Source organism: Maribacter luteus, assembly GCF_009674825.1.
In the GTDB taxonomy this organism is placed as follows: Bacteria; Bacteroidota; Bacteroidia; order Flavobacteriales; family Flavobacteriaceae; genus Maribacter_A; species Maribacter_A luteus.
Window position 1 is genome coordinate 573,348 of sequence record NZ_WKJH01000001.1, and the last position, 22,489, is coordinate 595,836.

Genomic DNA, 22,489 nt, shown 5'->3' on the forward strand with positions numbered 1-22,489 from the left:
AAACAACATCCTACAATTGGGTCTTCGGTTAAATATCATCTTGTAATCCGTTTCGTATAACGAATTGTATTACAATAAATTACAATGAGGCTATTCCCGTAGTTTAGAGATTAATTTGGCCATTTAACGATTTAAAACTTAGGAATAGATTAGGTTTTTTTCTTTTGTAAGTGAGAACAATGAAATGAGGGCACAGTGAAAAGACTAAAGGACACTCCATATTACCATAGGGCAATACACGAAATAAATTATAGTTTTGGGGATTTTTATTTATTCGACACTTTTATCGTTGGTGAAATCCATGAGAACGTACATGCGTCCTGGAAAGACCACGGAAGGTTGATTACCGAAGAACTATCCAACCTTTACGACAATAACGGCAAAGATCTCGTTTATATTTCCAATAGGGTAAATGACTATTCATTGGTTCCTACGGATTGGAAGAAATTCTTCAAAATGAGTTATAACCTAAAAGCCTATGGCATTATCAGTTATACCAAAACAGGATATTTCAATGCCATGTTAGAACGAATGTTCGTAAACACCAAACTAAGATGGTTCAATTCATTGGAAGATGCCATTCAATGGGTTAGCGAAATTTCTGATTCAAACGTATTTCAACCCATTTCCAAAAGGGCTTCTATTTAACCCTTAAGATTAATTGGTTTACTGAACAACTTCTATCCATTTACCCTTCGTACGTGCAACATAATCATTGTCGTACATAGCTTCTGCCTGCACTCCCGGTAAATAATAAGTACCCAAATAAGACGCATTAAGCAACACCTTGAAAGTTTTGGTTTCATTCTTACCAAGATCAAAATAGAAATTTGTTCGATCATCCCGGACATCTGTATGATCGACTTTATTCTGGGCAAAAGAACCAAAATCGGTAAATCGGGTATTAACAATTTCCCACCCACTAGGGAAAATTGTTGTCAACGCGACATTCTCGATTTTGTTAGCGGTTATATTGGTCAAAGTTACCTCTGCCACAAAATCCGTTCCTTGCATGATCTTTGAAACGTCTATTCGAGAACCATCCCTTCCTTTAAAAACCGAACTCACCCTAAGATTACGTTCCACTACTTTTTCTTCTCCCACAGGTAAAATTCCACTGTTCACAATAGTCGCATAAAGAATGTTCTGTTCTTCGTTTACCATGGTTATGGAGTTATTCCCTTCTTTGATTTTCAACTCGTTAGTCACCAAGGTTTTAGCGGTTTTTATAGCGGTTGAATTCCCATTTAGGGTAATCTTGGCCTTGATTCCTTTACCACCGATCATCCCCGCAAACTTTGACATTGCCAGAAGGCTATATGCCGTGCTTTGGGTACTCATCCATCTTTTATCCCCTAAATTCTGGGCTACGGTATTCGCCAATTCCTTGGCCTTGTCCATGTTCTTTAAAAGCACAAAGGTTTCCAAGGCCATTGCCCTATTCCTGCTTTCCGAACCATAGGTGTAATAATTGAATTTATTATCGGAAAAATCAAAAGTGGCACCGGAAATAATTTCTTCCGAAACACTCTTTTGACCGATCAAGGCATAAGTAGCAGCCAATCGGTATTTCGATTCATTGGAAAGGTTATTCGTTTCCCGCAATCGGTTCATCGAGGCCACATCGGCATTACCAGACAAGGCCAAGGTGTATAAACGATAGGCCTGTGCCAAATCCGAATTTCCAGAACCACTGCGCCATTGTTTTGCAACCTGCTGCTGATAACCGACCCAACTAGACTTAAATCCTATCGGTAATACGAACCCTTTTTTCTCGGCCTCCAATAAAAAATGTCCGGCATAAGAGGTTCCCCAATCATTGACACTTCCCTGTCCGGGCCAATAGGAGAATCCCCCGTTCGGCAACTGATACCCCCCTAAACGCTGAATGGCATATTCCAGGTGTTTCTGGACCTGACTTTTTCGATTGCTGTCCAAATCAAATATATCTGACAAGTACAACTGAGGAAAAGCGGCCGATGTAGTCTGCTCTATACAACCATGCGGATAACGGATCAGATAGTTCATTCTACCATTGAAGTTCATGGGAGGTAAGGTCGAAATTTCAATTTGTGCAGTATTGCTACCTGAAATACCAAAGGTCTGTAAATCGAATGTTTGGCTTTCATGGCCTTCAAGTACCAAATCCTGTACCGTGGAAGTCATCGGGTTGGGATTGACCACATCAATAGGAATTTCAAACGAAGCCTTTTCTCCATTACCGGAAGCCTCAACGATTACTTTGCCAACACCTTTAAAATCGGAAACATTCAAATTAAAATAGACCATTTTCTCATCGGGCTGGGCAAACGTGATCGTCTGTGAAGAGGCACCATCAATAGTGAATGCTTGATCCTGTTTGATCTTAACAGTTACATTCTTCACCTTTTTTTCCATCGCAAAAACAGTAATTGGCAGGGTTACCTTTTCCCCTGGGGTTATCTTACGGGGCAAGGAAGCCAATACCATTAGCGGTTTACGAACGGGAGTGGTCTTTTCGATTCTTCCATATGCTTCTTTGATATTATCACCGGCCACAACCATGGTCCTCACCGACCCCACATACTTTGGTATTTTTATTTTATGTGATTGGGTCTGGCCTGATTTTAATTCGAACGGACCTAAATAAATGACCATAGGTTCAAAACGGTTCGCTTTCTTATTCTTGGCACCTGCCATTTCCCCGTCTCCACCAATGGCGAAAACCTGATCGATTCGACCACCGAAAGCCCCTATAACATCATCATAAATATCCCAAGTCTTTACACCCAATGCTTCTTTGGCATAGAAAGTGTTCCAAGGATCCGGCGTTTTAAATCGGGTAAGATCCAATAGACCTTCATCTACCATGGCTATACTGTAGGTCATTGCCTTTTTGTTCTTCTCACTTACTTTTAGGGTTATGCTTTCTTCTGGGCGAAGTACATCGGGCATAGCGAGAACAGGTTCCAATTTGGTATTTTTATCCTCCACGGAAATGGGAATAACCCCATATAAACGAAGGGGTGAATCGTTTAGGGAAGATGCATGGGGCTGCAGTAATGATATGTGGATAAAGACATTGGGCGTGTACAGATCCTTGATAGGCAATTGAAACTGGGTTTCCCCTTTTGTGGTCTCGACCCAAAGCGATTCTAACACCTCGCTACCATTTTCAACGGTAACCAAAGCCCTGCCTCCTTCGGAACTGGGGAAAGTTACATTTGCGATTTCCCCAACATTATACTTTTCCTTGTCAGTGGAAAAAACCAACATAGTTGCTGCCGAAGGGTCATTCTTCCTTGATTTCCCTGCCCATCCCGGCCAATCTATGTATATGGTCTTTCCTGTTGCATGGCCCCCTTTGAGATCCTCAACACGTACTAAATAACGGCCCCAATTGGGATATTTCAATTCAAAGGAAAAAGATGCCTTGCCCTTTGAATCCGTACTTATGGTTTCATCAAATACCTTCTCCCTATAATTACTACTACTGAAATTACTGAGATTATCCGCAGAAGTGTCCCACCACCATCTCCAATTCACCTTATGAATGGTTACCTTCAGGTTTTTTGCTGCCTTGGGTTTACCTTTTTCATCAACCGAAACCACCTCGAAAAGGTGTTTGGTATCGGTCAATAGCATTCCTCTTGTTTTGTCTCCTTTCGGGGTGTTTAGTCCAACATAAGTTTCATAAGGGGAATATGGCTTAACAAATACATCGGTACTGAAATCACCGCCGTTTTCATAAACTTTGGTCATGAATGCCGCACTTAGCATACCTGGAGAACTATTTGTCGGTTGGGCATTCATGTTAAAATCAGCCTTACCCTCGGCATTCAACCTACCTTCAAAAATACGTTGTTCCTCAGCGGCAAAAACCCTTGTAGGGTCATCGAAGACGTACCCTGGAAAAGATTTGAAACTCGTTTTTTGTGCATTGAACTTAGTGATAACATCTACTTTAAGGTTTTTGGCAATGGCCCCATGTAACCATTTCACTTCTAAATGACCGGCTATGGGTTTGGCTCCTGAAAGAACCTCCCCGTCAAATTCAGATTTGATCTTTAAACGATTGGGTTTTATGGTCTCGACCTTAATCGTTTTGGTGAACGAAGCCCCACCTACCGATACTTTCGCCAACCAATTTCCTGTTGGGGCATTTTCATCGGTTTTTAGATTGAAATGATAAAAATTATTCAATCCTGAAGTTTGTACTTCACGTAGGACCACTTTATTATAGGGATCCATAAGTTCCAATTTAACCGGATGGTTTTCGGGCAATTTATTGGCATTATCGTTAAGCAAGAACGAAAGGTAGATTTGATCTCCAGGACGCCAAACCCCACGTTCCCCAAAAATGAATCCTTTAATGCCTTTTTGTAGTTGTACTCCCGAAACATTGAACTTACTTACCGATAGTGCATTACCATCATTAAGTTTTACATAGGTTTTCTGCCCATTGTTCTCGGCCATGGCAAAGAATGCCGTTTTGTCGGCGTCGAATAGGGATGTACCATCCGCATCGGTGATTACATTACCTATTGGCTGTTGTTGAAAATTAAAGAAAGTAACCTTGGCACCTGCGATGGGATTGGTATTCAAGATATCGTTCACCGCAACAAAATAACTGTTATTGACTCCCTTTTTTATGGTCAGTCCTAAGTCACTGGCCAGAACGTTGATCCCTATTTTCTTGTTATAGTAGTACGAAGTGTGGCAAGGGTTTTCACGCTCGTTCCAATCATAGTTGTAATAATAATCTTCATAATAGGTTTCAACACCGTCCCATGAACTAGCTTCCTGCTCTTCATCAAAGTTCTCTTCAGTTTCTTCCTCTGTACTAAAATTGGTGCTATCACATTTATAGGAACTGTAGGAAGGTTTAAAGTTGAATTCCACCCGATAAATGGCACCCGGGTCAGGACTTATCAATGTCTTAAGATCCAATGCATGTGCCGACCATTTTCCGTAAGTATTCGACAATTGGGTGTGTAATTTTATTTTCTTGGCTGCAATCGGGCGTGCTACGGAACGTAGGTTATAATTGCCGTTCATTTCATTGCCCTGAAGAAATTGCAGTACATTGTTCTCATATATCTTTAAAACAGTGACGTCAACTGCTTTAAGGTTTACCGTCTCAAAATTAATCTTTAGGTTGCTTGATGAAGGTAATATGGTACCGTTCGATAAAAATCGAACTTCGGGTTTTATTTGCTCAAAGGCCACACGTTCTTCGAACTTGGATTTCAATTTATAACCATCTGCACTTTCGATTCCCTCAAAAACCTCGAGCAGCGAAGAACCTTTGATTTCTTCGCCGGGATATACTTTAAGCACATTCCCATTTATAGAGAATTTGGGACCTGAAGAGCCTTCCAAGACCACCAATCCTTTCAAGTTCTGGCCTTTTTTTATAGGGTCCGAAAAATTGATCAAGACCAATTGCTCTTCTCCGGTTTGCACTAATGCTTCCAACACCGTGAAATTGTTCTTACCGGGAATATTTATCGTATTCTTCCCTGAGCTTTCTATTTGATGCTTAGATCCATCCCATGAGATTTCCAATGAAGTATCTTCTTCGAATCGCTGTATACTGTCAATTTTAAAATAGAATTGGGTACCTTCCTTAACGGTCTCTTCAAAACTTACTTTAATTTCTTTACCTTCTTGTTTTACCGATATGAGTTGTTTCAATACTTCTAACGACATTACATCCGAGCTACGTACTTGGCCATTTATGAACTGTAATTGTTTTGAATAAGATTGTAACGGTTCTGTATAAAGATTAAATTGTTGTTTTTGTGTCTTCACTCCAAATGCCATGCTTCCCAACTCTTTTGGGAGTTCATCAACAATATCCTTCAACATTAAAGTAAAGGTATAATCGGTATCTTGTTCAAAACCTTTTTCCGGAATAAAAGCTAAGGTTCTATTGTTCAGGGCCACGACTTTCCCTTTTACTTTAGGGGAGACTGAAAGTAGGTCACTATTCAACTCATCACCACTTTCCCATGATGTTACAGGTTGTTGAAATACAACCCGAATATCACTTTTTACGGAAATTATACCATGACTAACCTCAGAAATATATTCTTGATATTTACCAAGGTCGTCCAAACGATCAATTGTATTTTCTTTTTTTGGGTTACATCCGATAAAAATTAGGAGAAGAACAGCGGAACTTAAAAACCGAAAGATTTTCATGAAATGATAATTTATATATAAAAATAAGAGGGATTTTATTAATAAACGTCCTAATTCGCAGAAAAGTAAAAGAAGGTTATATTAATTTTAAATTGAGGGTGGACCTTGGCTTCATTTATCGATTATGAATCATCAGATTTTGACCGTGATATATATGATAAATGTAAAAGTGGGATGCAGTTCATCGAAAAAAAAGATATTTTCATACGGATTTACAGCAATTTTTTATATCATTACCACAGTTGAAAAGACCCCATTCAACTTTAGAGCACGAGACCCCAATTCTCCACCTACTTATACCGGAAAACACCTACTTACAATTTAGAACATTGTATGAAAATGAGATTGCCGCATGCATTCCTCATAATGTTTGTCTTCATTTTAGGTTCTTGTAGTGAAGAATCTTTGGATGACGCGAACATTCTTGAGGCAAAGAATGACATTGAAGTAGAGAACAAACTCTTGGATATAGTCAATGACCATCGCTTGTCATTAGGCTATACATCTTTGGAGTCCAGCACCCTTGCCTATAAATATGCCAATGAGCATAACGATTATATGATAGCTACCGGCAACCTAAGCCATGATGGTTTCAGTTCAAGAGCCTCAAGTATAGCAGCTGAGGTCAATGCCGAAATGGTAGCCGAAAATGTAGCCAAGGATTATACTACGGCGAACGAGGCTTTTGAAAATTGGCTGGCAAGTTCCGATCATAAAAAAACAATGGAAGGTGATTTCACCCATACTGCGGTAAGTGTAAAGAAAGATTCCGAAGGCAATCTATACTTTACCCAGCTCTTTTACAGGTAACCTCCAAGTACGGCATTCTTTTCTTACATTTGAATCTCTGATCTTATTAAGATCGGTACAAGTCGCCTATAATAGCCTTTAAATATTCAAATTTTTATTATGCCTGTTCTACCTCCTTTTAACCTTAATAAGTGGATCGAAGAAAATCGTGAATTACTCAAACCACCTGTTGGGAATAAAAATCTTTACAAACAATCCGGGGATTATATTGTAATGATAGTGGCCGGGCCAAATGCCCGTAAAGATTACCATTATAATGAGACCGAAGAACTTTTTTATCAATTAGAAGGGAATATAGAGGTACATATTCAAGAAGAAGGACAAAAAAAAACCATGAAGCTTGGCCCTGGTGACATGTACCTGCATCCTGCGAAAATACCACATTCACCCGTTAGGCATCAAGGATCAATAGGTTTGGTCATAGAACGAAAAAGGGTTCATATGAAAGTTGATGATGGTTTACTCTGGTTCTGCGACAACTGCAACCATAAGTTATATGAGGTCTATTTTACGTTAAATGATATTGAAAAGGATTTTCTAGGGCATTTTAAACGTTTCTATGGTTCCGAAGAATTGCGCACTTGTGATCATTGCGGAACGGTAATGCCAGTAGATGAACGTTTTACCCAAGACAATTAGACCATGAAAATAGCAATAAACATACTCATAGGACTGGTTGCCGCATTGCATTTATATTTTCTTTGGTTCGAAATGTTCGCTTGGACCACCAAAGGCAAAAAAATATTCAATACGTTTCCAAAAGACCTTTTCGAACCTACAAAAACCCTAGCGGCAAACCAAGGGTTGTACAATGGCTTTTTGGCCGCGGGACTCCTTTGGTCTTTTTTTATCAAAGATCCTACTTGGGCAATGAACATCGCACTCTTTTTTTTAGCATGTGTTTCAGTTGCTGGTATTTATGGTGCACTCTCAGTAGACAAAAAGATATTCTTTGTACAAGCCGTACCGGCACTTATCGCAATTTCCCTAATTTTATTTGGTTAAACAGAACTTGGATAACCACAGTACGTCCAATTAAAGTTCAATACCCATAATTATTCATAATTTTGTCATAGATTTAACAATACTAAGTCAAAAAGTTATAAAATGTCAAAAATAGCAAAGGAATTCGGCATCGATGATGCCCTCCAAAAATTAGGTATAAAAGATATTAATGAAGGTACATCAACAGGTTCGGTCAATTTTGGTTCCGGGGATATCATTTCATCATACTCCCCTGTAGATGGCGCCCTCATCGGAAAGGTAAAAACCACAACCGCATCGGATTTTGAGAAAGTAATGAACAGTGCAACCAGCTCTTTCAAAACCTGGAGAACCACCCCTGCGCCCCAACGTGGTGAAATCGTTCGTCAGTTCGGGGATAAACTCAGGGAACTCAAAGAACCATTGGGCAAATTAGTTTCCTATGAAATGGGAAAAAGCTATCAAGAAGGCTTAGGTGAAGTACAGGAAATGATAGACATCTGTGACTTTGCGGTCGGACTCTCACGGCAGCTCCACGGCTTAACCATGCACTCCGAACGCCCAGGACATCGCATGTACGAACAATACCATCCTTTAGGTGTTGTAGGCATAATCTCGGCTTTTAACTTCCCAGTGGCCGTTTGGGCTTGGAATACTGCCTTGGCATGGGTATGTGGTGATGTTTGCATCTGGAAACCTTCAGAAAAAGCACCGCTTTGTGGCATCGCCTGCCAAAATATAGCTGCCACGGTTTTTAAGGCCAATAACTTGCCTGAAGGTATTTCTTGTTTGATCAATGGCGACTATAAAGTCGGGGAACTGATGACCCATGATAATCGCATACCTTTGGTTTCCGCGACAGGTTCAATTCGAATGGGAAAAATCGTAGCTCAGGCCGTTGCCTCAAGGCTAGGGAAATCACTGTTAGAACTTGGAGGGAACAATGCCATAATCGTTACCCCTGATGCTGATATTAAAATGACTATTATCGGAGCGGTCTTTGGTGCGGTCGGTACAGCTGGCCAACGTTGTACATCTACAAGAAGGTTGATCGTTCATGAATCTGTTTACGATACCGTAAAAGATGCCCTTATTAAGGCCTATAACCAATTAAGGATCGGAAATCCTTTAGACGAAAACAACCATGTAGGCCCTTTAATAGACACCGCTGCCGTTACCCTATATGAAAAAGCTTTGAAACAAGTTGAGGAAGAAGGAGGCAAAATGATTGTCGAAGGTGGAGTTCTAAAAGGTGAAGGCTTTGAAAGTGGATGCTATGTAAAACCAGCCATTGCTGAAGCTAAAAACGATTTCGGGATTGTTCAACACGAAACTTTCGCACCCATTTTATATCTATTAAAATATTCCGGCGAGGTACAAAATGCCATTGCTTTACAGAACGGAGTAGTTCAAGGCCTATCATCGGCAATTATGACCAACAATCTTCGTGAAGCTGAAAACTTTCTTTCCTGTGCGGGAAGCGACTGTGGTATTGCAAATGTGAACATAGGTACCTCTGGTGCAGAAATCGGAGGTGCTTTTGGTGGTGAAAAAGAAACAGGTGGAGGGCGTGAATCAGGTTCCGATGCATGGAAGATTTATATGCGCAGACAAACCAATACCATAAACTATACTACCGAACTACCTCTTGCCCAAGGAATTAAATTTGACTTATAACCCCATAAAAAAACCCGCTGACCGTTTCAATTAGGTATCTTGCTGTAAGCTATACCATCTAAAACGGTCAGCGGGTTCTCAACCAACTAACTAACTCAAATTATAAAGAAATAATTAAAGTTCCATTGTTCTGACCATTCCATACTTAGGTCAAGATTCCAATTTTCTTCGTTCGTGCTGTTCTACTTTCCAACTACCTTCCAATAAGGCTTGGGTGCCAAGGACAACCACCATACAGCAAAAAGTGAACAGGTTCTTGATTTTGGCTTTCATATAGTTGTTTTCTAACAAGTTCCCGATTACATAAACCTACTAGTAACTTTAATTAAAACCAAGTATTTCTGTGCCATTGGTCACATCTTTTGTATGAATGTATCGATTGTCATTGTTATTGACATTCCTAAACAACTCCATTCATTCTAAATGTTATTTCAATTCAATAGCAAACCCGATCCCAATGCCGGAACCTTGTCGGGAGAGATAGGGCCAAATCTTATATTTAGGGCAATTTCCAAAAAATACCCGTACAGTCATTCCCTTTTTTTCATACTTGGTAAGGAAAGTTGTGTGAATGGTAAACCATGTCTATTTCTACCCCCTTGATTCAGAGGATTTAGTATGGATTTTTTAACATTTTTTAAGTTTTTTTACTACATTGGGGATCTAAACACTAAATGATCATAAACAATGACAAAAAAATCTACAAACCTACTAGGGATAATCATCATTATTCTGGCAGGGACGTATTTTTACATTACCTGTTGCAGTGAATGTGGAATGGCGTCTAACGAAAAGCCCCAGAAAGAGGTTATGGCCCCAGTGGTACCTGAAGCTACGTCATACCCCTTTGCTTTCAACTCTGGAGGCTATGACTACAGTACAAACGACAATTTCAATTTTAATCCATCATCCGCCGATATTCTTATGCCGGTTTCCCAAAATGTTGAAAATGGAATCGACGGATTAAAATCTTTCTTGACCAACAATGCCGGTAAAGTGGTCAACATAACCGGTTTTTATAAAAGCGATGAGGAAAACGATTCCGCATTCCCCAATTTGGGATTGGCAAGGGCCAATGCCGTAAAGAACTATTTTGTTTCTAAAGGTATTCCGTCTAGCGTATTAAATCCCGTAGGCGTCTTGAATGATGACCTGATTCCTAAAGACAATATATACTTAGGACCTTTGGAATATGGTTTGGGAGATCGATCTGAGGATGCCGATGCCAAATTAAAAGAATTATATGATCGCATAAACAACGATCCATTAGTTCTTCAGTTCAACACTGCGGAAGCTTCAATAAACATGACCGCCGCACAACGACAAAAATTCGCTGATATCTCTTCCTATTTAGATAAGGTTGATGGTTCAATGGCCAATGTTGTAGGCCATAGCGACAATACCGGACAAAGAGCTGCCAATATCGTATTGGGCCAACAGAGAGCGGACTTCGCAAAATCCTATTTAATGCGCAATGGAATTCCTGAAAGTAAAATAAATGCAACTTCAAAAGGTCCTGATGAACCTATTGCGAGTAATGCTACCGAAGAAGGAAAAGCACAAAATAGACGAACCGTAATTACTTTAAATTAAATCACTAACCTTAAAACGTATAAAAAAATGGATTTTTCAACTATGAATATTTGGTGCTGGTTAATTCCGCTATTGGTAGGTTTACTATGTGCTTACTTTGGATATCTCCTGGGTAAAAACAAAAGCACAACAACTATAGATAATTCTGCAGATTTAAAACTTCTACAGGATAAAAACGCAAAATTACAAGCAGATCTTGATGCCTGTAAAGGAAAACTATCCGCCGGGGCCGCTATGGCAGCTGCAGGAGGTGCGGTGGCTGCCGCTTCAATGGCTCCCGAACCCCCAAAAGAGAAGCTGATTCCTTTTGATGCCGCTGCCGCGAAAGCTGCGATGGGCAAGACAATAAAACAAGATGACCTTAAAGTTGTCGAAGGTATTGGCCCAAAAATTTCAGGAATGTTCATTGATTCAGGAATAAAAACTTGGAAGGCACTTTCCGAAACATCGGTAGCCGATTGTAGAAAAGTACTTGCCGGCGGTGGTGACCGTTATAAAGTACACGATCCAGCCTCATGGCCAATGCAAGCAAAAATGTGCTATGAAGGTAAATGGAAAGAACTTGCCAAGTGGCAAGATGAACACGATCACGGAAAATTATAACCCAAAAAAAATCCCTGACATAAACGTCAGGGATTTTTATTCTATAATGCTCCGTTGGCCTCAACCCATTTAAAGTGGTATTGGTCTTCAGGAAACGACATTCGTTCGGAAATACGTTGCAACCTTTGCGGCAATTTCATTAAATAATCACGTGCTTTTTCAGCTTCATCGGTTAAACTTCTAACAGCATCCAATTCCCAATAAGCATTTAATTTCTTAAGAATATCAATATAGTCTTGGGCCGTATAAACCCCCAAACGCTGGGCACAATTGGAGAAATTTTCAAAGGCGGTACCAATATTCCCTCCTGACTCCCTTAAAAAATGGGCTGGCATTACTATCTTCTTTTTCATCATATCCGCAAAGGCCAACATCATCCCGGAAGGATCCTCACCAAAAATGTGCTTTACGAACTCCCTGTATGCTAAATGATGTCGCATTTCGTCACCAGCGATTATCGTGCACATTTTTCCTAAAAGGGCATTGCCTTTCTTTTTGGCCATTTGTCCTACCCTTTTGTGTGATATGTTCGTGGCCAATTCCTGAAATGAGGTGTAGACAAAGTTTTTGTACGGATCCCTATCGGTACCGATATCGAATCCGTCAGCGATCAAATGCTGTGTAGTAATTTCAACTTCGCGCATATTAACGCGTCCTGACAGATATAAGTACTTGTTCAGCACATCACCATGACGGTTTTCTTCCGCCGTCCAGGCACGTACCCATTTAGACCAACCGTTTTCTTTTCCTTCATGCTGGTTTATTCCCTCAACATCCATTAACCAAGCCTCATATGTAGGCAAGGCTTCTTCAGTAATCGTATCGGCTACCATGGTCACCCAGAAGTCATATCCCAATTCTTTTGACTCTTCGCGCAATTGGTCAATGTCATTCAAAAAATTATCACTTTTAGGATCCGGAAGAAAATCAGATGGTTGCCAAATGTCTTCGATGGGAATCAGGAATGACTCCATAAACTCCCCAACTTTAGGCTCAATGGCCTGCATTACTTCCAATCTTATATTTTTCTTTACCATGTTTTCTTTTTATATAAGATACAATTATATCAATAAAATTTAGATAAAGTTGTGCTAAAATTTAATTCCTGCCCTTTTCGTTAGGATATAAAGTGTGTACAGGATCGCTCTGCCATACTTGTTTGGTATGTACATCCATAATCGATATCGGTCCGAAAAAAGCAGCACCGGTATCAATATTCCAAACGTTGGCGGCTTTTTGTGGAGTCGTCTTTCCTATTCGTGTAACAGGGGTGTGACCAATGAATATCTCATCGTAATGTACCAACCTTTTAGGATAATACTGATGGTCTTTCGGTAAGGAAGGGTTGAGAGAAAGTGCCAATTCCCATAGGGTTCTGTCCCAATAGAAAGTCTTAGTGAAATACTCGTATTCTACACCTTTGATATTGGTGAAACCGGCATGTAAATAAATTCGGTTATCCGGATCCAGTTGATAATTGACTAAGGAATTGAAAAAACCTATATGATTTTCTATGGTAGATTTATTGGCCTTGTTGTAAGATTGAACACTCGATGCGCCACCATGTTGCAACCAAGTTGGGTTATCCTCAGCGGTTTGAAGCCAATTGGAGCAAAGTTCATCGTGGTTTCCCCTTAAGAAAACACACTCGTGGGTCTTTTCAAAATCCATCAAGAAATCCACGGTTTCCACAGCGGTACTCCAACCATCAACGTAATCCCCTAAAAAAATCAATCTATCTGTCGAGGAAACTTCGGCCCTCAACAATACTTGTTCAAGAGCCTTTAAACCAGAGTGAATATCACCTATTACCAATGTCCTTTTTGTCATCATTGTGCAAAAATCGCAATAAGGACGATTACTACAAGAATAAAAAGCACTAAAAAGAATATTTTCCAGAAAGAATATGGTCTAGAACCACTTAAAGCTCCTGTTTGCCCATTAATATAAAAAAGGTACTCCTTACCGCTATATCTATATGAACTGATATATACAGGTAGCAAAATGTGTTTAAATGTCTCGTCGGACAATTTTATATCTGCATGCCCTATGCGTTGGGTATCGCCACCAATATCCCTCCGAATCCAGTTATAGGCAATATCCTTGGCTTCCTGAAATGATCGGTGATGACCTTCTTTCAAGGAAATGGTATATTTTTCGGTAACAAACCCAGCCAAATACTTTGAATTGAAAACTGCCAGTTCCTTTAGGTTCCAATGGGCTATTTTAGCTGGTATTTCCCTTCGTTTTTTTTCCGAGGCGTTTATCAAAATATCATCTACAAAACCACTTACGGTACCTGATGCGCTTGACCATCTTGTTTTACGAACCTGTCGGGTCTGCGTGCCATTTTTGGTACGCACCTTTCGTGTTTCATAATAATAATCACCTCGTTGACCTTGATATTCCGCGTACAAATTAGAATCAAAAGTCCAATACGGAACATAAAGACCTCGCAAACCCTCTGGGTCAAGCGCAGCTCGCTTCAAATTATTTGGCGCGAACCAAATGCTACTTACCCATTTTTTAAAAATGGAACGGGCCTTTTTACCGTCCAATTGAAAAGGCACCAGTGCCCCGGGAAGGATCCAACCCTCCTTTTCAATATCCTCACGAATAAGGGGTTCTCCACAATATACACAATTGAGGGATTTATAATTTTCCTCCACATGTTGGTTCGCACCACAGTTTTTACAATGAAGTAGATCTATAGATTCCGTATAGGCATTTTCCCCAACAACTTTAAGGTAATGCTCAAGTTCCAGTTCTTCAAAGCTGCTTTTCGTTTGTTCAATAAATTCTTCATAACCACAATATTCACAAGTAAGCTGATTTGAACCAGGTTTGAATTTAAGTTCCGCACCACAATTGGCACAGGACTTATTGGCTTCGGAATTCAGGATTTCTTCCATATATAAATGTTGCATTTACCACTACCCTGTGGAAATTCAAGAAATAGTTATATGGTTATTTAAACTGTTGGTAATGGTGGTGGGGTACTACCTCCTAAAAACACCTTTAGTTCCTCAACATCTTTCAATGCCGACCAATTGGCCATACCCGGTTTCCAAACCAAGGAATCCCTATTAATGGTTCTACTGGCAAAAAGCTCTTTCAACTTATCAAAGGTAACGGGGCCGGCTTGTTGACCATTTACAGCGTAATGGTAAAGCACTTGTGCCGGCATTGGCGGAGGGGTTACAGCAGCTTGTTGGGGTTGCCCACCAAAAGGTTGTTGGGTTGCCCCATGCCCCATCATGTTCCCCATTTGCTGTGCCAACACAAAGCCCATTCCCATACCCATGCCTGCTCCAGCAGTGCCACCTTCATTCTTGGCAGCTGCCTCCATGGCCTTGGCTGCTTTGAATTGTGATAATTTGGTCATATCGAGTTTATCGAGTCGGCTATATTCGAATATTTCTTTTTTGAGCTCTTCTGGCATTGAAACATTCTCGATATAGAATTTTTCAAGTTCTATGCCCACCCGTCCAAATTCAGGTTGCATCACGTCTTGGCAGGTTTCCGAAAGTTCGCTGGTATTGGCTGCATATAATTCTATGGGCAGATTGGCTTCCCCAACCGTATCGGTGAAACGGGTCACGATTAAACTTTTTAAGTGTTCATTGACTTCGTAGTTGGTAAAATTACCATCGGTGCCAACAACATCCACAACAAATTTCCCAGGATCGTTGATTCGAAAACTATAGGTTCCGAAGGCTCTGATCTCGACCAACCCAAATCTTTCATCGCTCAACATAAAAGGATTTTTTGTCCCCCATTTCTCATCGGTGAACAAACGGGTGTTCACAAAATAGACCTCAGCTTTAAAGGGGCTGTCAAAACCATATTTCCACCCTTTTAAAGTTGTTAATATGGGTAGGTTCTTTGTACTTAAGGTATATGTTCCCGGTTTAAATACATCAGCTAATTGTCCTTCGTTTACGAAAACCGCTGTTTGACCTTCCCGAACAATGAGTTTTGCATTGTTCTTGATTTCGTTCTGATATCTTTCGAACCGATGAACGATGGTGTCGTTAGAAGTATCCAACCATTCAATAATGTCTATAAACTCGTGACTCAGTTTATTCTTTATTTCATCAAATATATTCATGGTATCAATATTTTTATTTTGTTAAAAGATAAGGATTTATTTAATTGTTCCAAAGGGCAAAACCCCATAATTAATTGGTCTACCAACAGTTTCAATTATTAGCTTTCCAGAATCAAAAATTTAATAAATTTGTTAACTTTATTTTGTTGATAATTTATTATATATCTGATTTTTAGTCTTTTAACTACTTTTTCTTGTACACTTTATGACTTTTGTCATGATGTGATTCTTTTCTTTTTGCATACTTTTACATTAAAATTCTAAGCACCTTAAACCATATCATTCACAAATGCAGTTAAAAACAGTTCAGTCCCAAAGGAAAATCTATTCCCAAGAAGAAGCCTACCAATCCAGCCTTGCTTATTTTAAAGGCGATGACCTAGCAGCCCAAGTATGGGTTAACAAATATGCCCTCAAAGATTCCGATGGCAATATCTATGAACTCAACCCTGACGATATGCATCGCAGAATCGCGAAGGAAATTAGCAGAGTTGAGCAAAAATATCCTAATCCCCTTTCTGAAAAAGAGGTTTATGATCTAATAAAGAACTTCAAATATATCGTACCCCAAGGCAGCCCAATGGCGGGTATAGGAAATCCGTACCAGGTTGCGTCCCTATCCAATTGTTTTGTGATAGGAAATGAAGGCAATTCCGATTCTTATGGCGGCATAATGAAAATTGACCAAGAACAGGTGCAATTGATGAAACGTCGTGGAGGGGTAGGCCATGATCTTTCCCATATTAGACCTAAAGGCTCGGCTGTCAAAAATTCCGCATTGACTTCTACCGGACTGGTGCCATTTATGGAGCGTTACTCAAATTCCACAAGGGAAGTGGCCCAAGATGGACGAAGAGGTGCCCTAATGCTTTCGGTCTCAATAAACCATCCTGATGCAGAAGATTTTATCGATGCCAAAATGGAACAAGGTAAGGTAACCGGGGCAAATGTTTCTGTGCGAATCGATGACGATTTCATGAAGGCGGTAGCCAACAACACCAACTACACCCAGAAATTCCCTATTCACAGCGATGACCCAAAATTCACTAAAGAAATAGAAGCGAATAAATTATGGGGCAAAATCGTTCATAATGCATGGCAATCTGCGGAACCTGGAATTTTGTTTTGGGATACCATCATTAATGAATCGGTACCGGACTGTTATGCGGATCTAGGTTATAAAACTGTATCAACGAATCCTTGTGGGGAAATTCCTTTATGCCCTTACGATTCCTGTAGATTATTGGCCGTGAATCTTTTCTCATACGTAGATCAGCCCTTTACGAAAAAAGCAAAGTTCAACTTTCCTTTATTTAAAAAGCATATTGGGGCTGCACAACGTATCATGGACGATATCATTGACCTTGAACTGGAAAAGGTTGATCGCATTTTGGAGAAAATCGCTGCGGATCCTGAACTTGACGAAACCAAAGCTGTAGAAATACGTTTATGGGAGAAAATCAAGGAAAAAGCGATCAGTGGCCGCCGAACCGGTATTGGTATTACAGCTGAAGGGGATATGTTGGCCGCTTTAGGTTTAAGGTACGGCAGCGATGAAGCCAATACTTTTTCTGTCGAAATCCATAAAACCATCGCGGTTGAGGCCTACAGGGCCTCCGTACATGCTGCTAAGGAAAGAGGAGCTTTCGAAATCTTTGATGCCGAAAGGGAAAAAGACAATCCTTTTATACTTCGTCTCAAGGATGCCGATGAAAAATTATATTATGAAATGTTGGAATACGGGCGTCGTAATATTGCCTTATTGACCATAGCGCCAACTGGGACCACAAGTTTAATGACCCAAACCAGTTCAGGTATAGAGCCGGTATTCATGCCAGTTTACAAACGTAGAAGAAAAGTAAACCCGAACGACAAGAACTCTAAAGTCACTTTCGTAGATGAAGTGGGTGATTCATGGGAAGAGTATGTGGTTTTCCACCACAGGTTCAAAGAATGGATGGAAGCTAATGATATTAGCACCGAAAAAAGATATAGCCAGGAAGAACTAGACAAAATCGTTCAAAAATCACCCTACTACAAAGCAACCTCAAACGATGTTGATTGGTTGAGCAAAGTACGTTTGCAAGGAGCGGTTCAAAAATGGGTAGACCACTCCATTAGCGTAACCATCAATTTACCCAACGATGTACCAGAAGAGTTGGTCGGCAAATTATATTTAGAAGCTTGGAAATCAGGATGTAAAGGGGTTACCGTTTACCGTGATGGTTCTAGATCAGGCGTATTGATCGCCAACGAACCGGAAGCGGACAAGACCTTGACACCCTTCCCTACAAAGCGACCAGAAGTATTGGAAGCCGATGTTGTCCGCTTTCAGAACAACAAGGAAAAGTGGATTGCTTTTATCGGATTGATAGATGACAAACCTTATGAAATCTTTACTGGTTTGGCCGATGATGAAGATGGTATATTGATACCTCGTTGGGTAGAAGACGGATTGATCATTAAAAACAGGAATGAGGACGGCACTTCCCGTTACGATTTTCAATACAAGAACAAGAGAGGATATAAAACGACAATTGAAGGACTTTCCCATAAATTCAACCCTGAATTCTGGAATTATGCCAAATTGATATCCAGTACCTTGCGTCATGGCATGCCTATCGAAAAAATAGTCGACTTGATCAATAGTCTTCAATTGGATGGCGAATCGATAAATACCTGGAAAAATGGTGTTACCCGTGCCCTAAAACGTTTTGTTGAAGATGGCACCGTAGCCACCGGTCAAAAATGTGATAATTGTAAATCAACAAATTTAATTTACCAAGAAGGATGCCTAACCTGTAAGGACTGTGGTTCTTCTAAATGTGGTTGATTATTTGAACTTTTAAAGAAAGACATTAATTGATTTTCAGTACAAAACCGCAATAACCGTTTATGGTCATTGCGGTTTTTTAATATTTAACATATGTTATTCCCCAACCTTAAAACCACCTTCACCATAAATTCATATAAAATTCTGGAATAATTCCCTTTTTGTAAGTAACTTGTACTTATTAGTACGTTTTTAAATGAAGAAAGTTTATTGTATCGGGGAATTGCTCATTGATTTTATAGCTGAAAATCAAGGAAACGACCTTTCCAAAGCCGATGTGTTCACAAAAAAAGCAGGTGGTGCACCTGCCAACGTAGCCTGTGCCATTGCCAAGCTTGGCGGATTGAGCAAATTTATCGGATGTGTAGGTCCTGGACAGTTCGGTTCATTTTTACTAGGTGTCTTAGAAGACAACCATGTAGATATCAGTTTGGCACAGCGGTCAAAAACATTTACCACGATCGCCTTTGTCTCAATTGCCGAAGACGGGGAGCGCGATTTTGTCTTCAGCCGTGGAGCGGATAAAAAATTGAAGTACGACTCCAGTATTAAAAATTCATTCCAAGATAACATTATACATTTTGGATCGGCCACCGCACTTTTGGGGGGTGATTTGGAAGCTGCATATGGTCGGTACTTTTTCGATGCCCTTACCCAAAATTCCTTCATAAGCTTTGACCCTAATTTTAGGGCTGACCTGTGGAAAGAGGAAGAAGCCATATTTGTGAAAAAATGCATGCCATTTATACAAAAAGCCCATTTATGCAAATTCAGTCTGGAAGAGGCCCAACTGATAGCCGGTAAGACCAATTTAGAGGAATGCTGTGATGTTTTACACGAAATAGGCACCAAAACAATCGTTATTACCTTGGGAGGGGATGGCACCTTACTCAGCACGGAAAACACAAAACACAAGATACCAAGTATTCCTGTAACTCCTGTCGATACAACCGGTGCGGGCGATGCCTTTATCGGGTGCCTTCTTTATCAAATATCACTTTTGCATGATCCTATGCAAATTCTTGAAGATATTGATTTATTGAAAGGGATGGTAAAAGAAGCAAACAAGGCCGGTGCATTGACCACTACTAATTTTGGAGCAATCCCCTCTTTACCCAATCTAGAACAACTCCAAGCCATTAAATGAACCAGGCATCCATTCATAAATACCTTGCTTTGGAAAATAAGAAAACCAAGGCAAATGATGTTGAATCCCTTTTTGAGCAAAGACTGGCCACAAACTTCACTTTGATTAAAGACCTGTTTTTTTCGCTATATCCTGAAAATCAACATAAAAAATCATTCAAGAGACTATTAACCACGCTTCCTGAGCTATTCAAAAATAGACCGTCATCCCTAAAATCGATGGATATTGACCGTGTCAAAAAAGGAAATTGGTACATGTCACAAGAACTTGTAGGCATGCAATTGTACGTGGATCATTTTAACAAAGATCTTAAGGGGCTGGAAAAGAAATTGGGGTATTTCGAAAAATTGGGAGTGAATTTCGTTCACCTAATGCCTATTACCCCAAGACCTAAAGGGGAAAATGACGGTGGCTATGCCGTAAACAGTTATCACAAAGTAGACCCACGTTACGGCACACAAGAAGACCTTCTTAGCCTAACTCAAAAAATGCGTGACAAAAACATGTATTTGATGTTGGACTTCGTTGCCAACCATACGTCCGATGAATATCCTTGGGCAAAAAAGGCCGTTGCCGGTGACCTTAAATATCAAGGCTATTACCATATCTACCCAGACCGCACCATACCTGATGAGTTTGAGACTACACTTCCTGAGATATTCCCTATGACCTCTCCCGGTAATTTTACCTACAATGCAGAAATGCAAAAATGGGTAATGACCGTATTCAACCCATACCAATGGGACCTTGACTATTCGAACCCAATGGTTTTCATAGAGATGTTGGGAAACTTAACAAAGCTTGCCGATCTTGGAGTTGATGTAGTACGTTTGGATGCCTTGGCCTTTATGTGGAAAAAACTGGGCACTGAGTCACAGAACCTGCCCGAGGCACATACCCTTATTTCCTTATTCAGGATGTGCCTACAGGTAATAGCACCAGGAGTCGTATTCCTGGCTGAAGCTATCGTTGCCCCAAAGGAAATCATCAAATATTTCGGTTCGGGAAGAATGATGGGCAATGAGTGTGAAATTGCCTATAATGCCACGTTAATGGCCTTGTTATGGGATGCCATTGCTACGAAAAAAGCAGTGTTGCTCTATAAAAACATTAAATCTTTACCCGAGAAGCCCAAAGAAAGTACTTGGATCAATTACATACGTTGCCATGACGATATTGGGCTTGGGTTTGAGGATCATCATATTCATGAATTAGGTTGGAACGCCGTTTCGCATCGCAAATTCTTGCTCGATTACTACTGTCAAAATATTGATTGGTCACCGGCCAAAGGCCATATGTTCATGTACAACCCAAAAACAGGTGATGGCAGGATTACGGGCAGTGCCGCATCATTATTGGGGCTGGAAATGGCTCTGGAACAAAACGATCAAGCCAAAATAGACCAGTCCATTGCCAAAATCATTATGATGCATGCGATAATTCTCTCTTATGGGGGCGTACCCCTTATCTATGCAGGAGATGAAATCGGAACCCTTAACGATTATTCCTATCTCGAGGATAACGACAAAAAAGAAGATGGTAGATGGGTCAACAGGCCTTTTCAGGATTGGAATACCATAGCTCAAATCGATTCTGGAAATAACCATCAAACACAAATTTTCCTGACCTTACAGCACTTGATCAAACTGCGCAAGAGCTATCATGCTTTCGCAGATAAGAATCAGGTAATTCTTTATGAAGCACATAATCCCCACTTTTTTATTTACGAAAGGCCTTTAGGTAAGAACAACGGAATATTGGTCGTATGTAATTTTGATGAAGTACCACAAACTATATACGAAAACGCACTTGGCACCTATGGATCTGAAAACAATGTCATTGATTTGATTTCAGGCGAGCAGCCAGTTTTCGTAAACGGCACTTTAAAACTTGATCCCTATGAAATATTATGGCTATCCAAAAACAATATAGAATAGCCTCGATAATGCTTTCATGAATTTAAAGGCAAAGCCATTTCCCAGATAATCCCATAAAATTACCCGGCCGATCACTCTATACGCCTACCCTGGGTCGTAAATGACAATCCTTGTTGGCCCATGGTAGAGTTCATAACACCTTCAAACAAAGGTTCTGAACAGCCTTTTGGCACTTTCCATTCAAAAATGAAGTTAGAACCCGTACCTCCTGAAACATCGATTTCATCAATGATGATTTCCGCTGTTTCCAAAGGGCCCAAAAAAATAGGATTGTTAAAATATGTTCTTACATGCTTACCATGCGTATCGAAATAATTGGCCTTTAAAACGTAGATGGTATCCTTGTCGCTCGTATTTCTCAAACTTACCATAGCCGTAAGGTTATGGGTTTTATGTTCCGAGGTACTGTAAATCTGGGAATAGGTAGATAAATAGGTTTTACCATATTCCAAACTGTCTTTTTTACTGATATCAATTGTTCTTTTTGACCAGTTTTCTGGATTTACCGAACTAATTTCTTTTTGTTCATGACAACCAAGTAGACCCAATAAGACAATAAGCGATAAGAAATGTGTTTTCATATGTTCAAAATATTAGGATTCGGCAAT

17 protein-coding genes are annotated in these 22,489 nt (G+C 40.1%); 10 read left to right on the top strand and 7 right to left on the bottom strand.

Annotated elements, in window-relative coordinates; all coding sequences use genetic code 11:
- Positions 1 to 195 precede the first annotated feature (195 nt).
- The gene (locus tag GJ691_RS02375; protein WP_179955004.1) at positions 196 to 648 is read left to right on the top strand and encodes a hypothetical protein; all 453 of its coding nucleotides are present in this window, start codon (positions 196 to 198) and stop codon (positions 646 to 648) included.
- An 18-nt stretch (positions 649 to 666) separates the two neighbouring features.
- Here GJ691_RS02375 and GJ691_RS02380 read toward each other — a convergent pair whose 3' ends face one another.
- On the bottom strand, positions 667 to 6,186 hold the full coding sequence (locus tag GJ691_RS02380) for an alpha-2-macroglobulin family protein (RefSeq protein ID WP_154363362.1): 5,520 nt from the start codon (positions 6,184 to 6,186) through the stop codon (positions 667 to 669).
- A gap of 333 nt (positions 6,187 to 6,519) precedes the next feature.
- Between GJ691_RS02380 and GJ691_RS02385 the strand changes: the two genes are divergently transcribed.
- The 4 genes from GJ691_RS02385 (at position 6,520) to amaB (ending at position 9,657) form a co-directional block, all read left to right on the top strand.
- A complete protein-coding gene (locus GJ691_RS02385; RefSeq protein WP_154363364.1) occupies positions 6,520 to 6,996 on the top strand; it encodes a CAP domain-containing protein in 477 nt (158 codons plus the stop codon).
- Between the two features lie 99 nt (positions 6,997 to 7,095).
- A complete protein-coding gene (locus GJ691_RS02390) occupies positions 7,096 to 7,635 on the top strand; it encodes a 3-hydroxyanthranilate 3,4-dioxygenase (RefSeq protein ID WP_154363366.1) in 540 nt (179 codons plus the stop codon).
- 3 nt (positions 7,636 to 7,638) lie between these two features.
- On the top strand, positions 7,639 to 8,001 hold the full coding sequence (locus GJ691_RS02395) for a DUF1304 domain-containing protein (RefSeq protein WP_154363368.1): 363 nt from the start codon (positions 7,639 to 7,641) through the stop codon (positions 7,999 to 8,001).
- Between the two features lie 102 nt (positions 8,002 to 8,103).
- On the top strand, positions 8,104 to 9,657 hold the full coding sequence (gene amaB / locus GJ691_RS02400; protein WP_154363369.1) for an L-piperidine-6-carboxylate dehydrogenase: 1,554 nt from the start codon (positions 8,104 to 8,106) through the stop codon (positions 9,655 to 9,657).
- A gap of 150 nt (positions 9,658 to 9,807) precedes the next feature.
- Here amaB and GJ691_RS19785 read toward each other — a convergent pair whose 3' ends face one another.
- Positions 9,808 to 9,930, bottom strand: coding sequence for a hypothetical protein (locus tag GJ691_RS19785; RefSeq protein ID WP_281351200.1), 123 nt, complete (start codon positions 9,928 to 9,930; stop codon positions 9,808 to 9,810).
- Between the two features lie 414 nt (positions 9,931 to 10,344).
- Here GJ691_RS19785 and GJ691_RS02405 point away from each other — a divergent pair, with 414 nt between their 5' ends.
- Both GJ691_RS02405 and GJ691_RS02410 read left to right on the top strand, forming a co-directional pair.
- Complete coding sequence (locus tag GJ691_RS02405) at positions 10,345 to 11,250, top strand: OmpA family protein (RefSeq protein ID WP_154363370.1); 906 nt, start codon at positions 10,345 to 10,347, stop codon at positions 11,248 to 11,250.
- A 27-nt stretch (positions 11,251 to 11,277) separates the two neighbouring features.
- A complete protein-coding gene (locus GJ691_RS02410) occupies positions 11,278 to 11,853 on the top strand; it encodes a hypothetical protein (protein ID WP_154363372.1) in 576 nt (191 codons plus the stop codon).
- Positions 11,854 to 11,894: 41 nt separating this feature from the next.
- On the opposite strand, the gene GJ691_RS02415 is transcribed toward GJ691_RS02410, so the two are convergent.
- The 4 genes from GJ691_RS02415 to GJ691_RS02430 all read right to left on the bottom strand — a co-directional run bounded on the left by GJ691_RS02415 (position 11,895) and on the right by GJ691_RS02430 (position 15,964).
- The gene (locus GJ691_RS02415) at positions 11,895 to 12,890 is read right to left on the bottom strand and encodes an acyl-ACP desaturase (RefSeq protein WP_154363374.1); all 996 of its coding nucleotides are present in this window, start codon (positions 12,888 to 12,890) and stop codon (positions 11,895 to 11,897) included.
- 61 nt (positions 12,891 to 12,951) lie between these two features.
- Complete coding sequence (locus GJ691_RS02420; protein WP_154363376.1) at positions 12,952 to 13,686, bottom strand: metallophosphoesterase; 735 nt, start codon at positions 13,684 to 13,686, stop codon at positions 12,952 to 12,954.
- Entirely contained in the window at positions 13,683 to 14,765 is a 1,083-nt protein-coding gene (locus GJ691_RS02425) for a TFIIB-type zinc ribbon-containing protein (RefSeq protein WP_154363378.1), read from the bottom strand. The genes GJ691_RS02420 and GJ691_RS02425 overlap by 4 nt, the downstream gene beginning before the upstream one ends.
- 59 nt (positions 14,766 to 14,824) lie before the next feature.
- A complete protein-coding gene (locus tag GJ691_RS02430) occupies positions 14,825 to 15,964 on the bottom strand; it encodes an SPFH domain-containing protein (protein WP_154363381.1) in 1,140 nt (379 codons plus the stop codon).
- 289 nt (positions 15,965 to 16,253) lie between these two features.
- On the opposite strand from GJ691_RS02430, the gene GJ691_RS02435 reads away from it, so the two are divergent.
- The 3 genes from GJ691_RS02435 to GJ691_RS02445 all read left to right on the top strand — a co-directional run bounded on the left by GJ691_RS02435 (position 16,254) and on the right by GJ691_RS02445 (position 21,881).
- Positions 16,254 to 18,797, top strand: a complete 2,544-nt coding sequence (locus GJ691_RS02435) for an adenosylcobalamin-dependent ribonucleoside-diphosphate reductase (protein ID WP_154363383.1) — start codon at positions 16,254 to 16,256, stop codon at positions 18,795 to 18,797.
- Between the two features lie 196 nt (positions 18,798 to 18,993).
- Positions 18,994 to 19,944, top strand: coding sequence for a carbohydrate kinase family protein (locus GJ691_RS02440; RefSeq protein WP_154363384.1), 951 nt, complete (start codon positions 18,994 to 18,996; stop codon positions 19,942 to 19,944).
- A gap of 29 nt (positions 19,945 to 19,973) precedes the next feature.
- Complete coding sequence (locus GJ691_RS02445; protein ID WP_246200086.1) at positions 19,974 to 21,881, top strand: alpha-amylase family protein; 1,908 nt, start codon at positions 19,974 to 19,976, stop codon at positions 21,879 to 21,881.
- Between the two features lie 71 nt (positions 21,882 to 21,952).
- On the opposite strand, the gene GJ691_RS02450 is transcribed toward GJ691_RS02445, so the two are convergent.
- Positions 21,953 to 22,462, bottom strand: coding sequence for a DUF3124 domain-containing protein (locus GJ691_RS02450; RefSeq protein ID WP_154363388.1), 510 nt, complete (start codon positions 22,460 to 22,462; stop codon positions 21,953 to 21,955).
- Between the last annotated feature and the right edge of the window lie 27 nt (positions 22,463 to 22,489).

What these genes read in the sequence shown, in the direction of transcription:
- GJ691_RS02415 (WP_154363374.1), bottom strand. Translation starts at nt 12,890, where the DNA reads ATGGTAAAGAAAAATATAAGATTGGAAGTAATGCAGGCCATTGAGCCT.
- GJ691_RS19785 (WP_281351200.1), bottom strand. Translation starts at nt 9,930, where the DNA reads ATGAAAGCCAAAATCAAGAACCTGTTCACTTTTTGCTGTATGGTGGTT.
- amaB (WP_154363369.1), top strand. Translation starts at nt 8,104, where the DNA reads ATGTCAAAAATAGCAAAGGAATTCGGCATCGATGATGCCCTCCAAAAA.
- GJ691_RS02410 (WP_154363372.1), top strand. Translation starts at nt 11,278, where the DNA reads ATGGATTTTTCAACTATGAATATTTGGTGCTGGTTAATTCCGCTATTG.
- GJ691_RS02425 (WP_154363378.1), bottom strand. Translation starts at nt 14,765, where the DNA reads ATGGAAGAAATCCTGAATTCCGAAGCCAATAAGTCCTGTGCCAATTGT.
- GJ691_RS02405 (WP_154363370.1), top strand. Translation starts at nt 10,345, where the DNA reads ATGACAAAAAAATCTACAAACCTACTAGGGATAATCATCATTATTCTG.
- GJ691_RS02380 (WP_154363362.1), bottom strand. Translation starts at nt 6,186, where the DNA reads ATGAAAATCTTTCGGTTTTTAAGTTCCGCTGTTCTTCTCCTAATTTTT.
- GJ691_RS02420 (WP_154363376.1), bottom strand. Translation starts at nt 13,686, where the DNA reads ATGATGACAAAAAGGACATTGGTAATAGGTGATATTCACTCTGGTTTA.
- GJ691_RS02440 (WP_154363384.1), top strand. Translation starts at nt 18,994, where the DNA reads ATGAAGAAAGTTTATTGTATCGGGGAATTGCTCATTGATTTTATAGCT.
- GJ691_RS02385 (WP_154363364.1), top strand. Translation starts at nt 6,520, where the DNA reads ATGAAAATGAGATTGCCGCATGCATTCCTCATAATGTTTGTCTTCATT.
- GJ691_RS02450 (WP_154363388.1), bottom strand. Translation starts at nt 22,462, where the DNA reads ATGAAAACACATTTCTTATCGCTTATTGTCTTATTGGGTCTACTTGGT.
- GJ691_RS02430 (WP_154363381.1), bottom strand. Translation starts at nt 15,964, where the DNA reads ATGAATATATTTGATGAAATAAAGAATAAACTGAGTCACGAGTTTATA.
- GJ691_RS02435 (WP_154363383.1), top strand. Translation starts at nt 16,254, where the DNA reads ATGCAGTTAAAAACAGTTCAGTCCCAAAGGAAAATCTATTCCCAAGAA.
- GJ691_RS02390 (WP_154363366.1), top strand. Translation starts at nt 7,096, where the DNA reads ATGCCTGTTCTACCTCCTTTTAACCTTAATAAGTGGATCGAAGAAAAT.
- GJ691_RS02395 (WP_154363368.1), top strand. Translation starts at nt 7,639, where the DNA reads ATGAAAATAGCAATAAACATACTCATAGGACTGGTTGCCGCATTGCAT.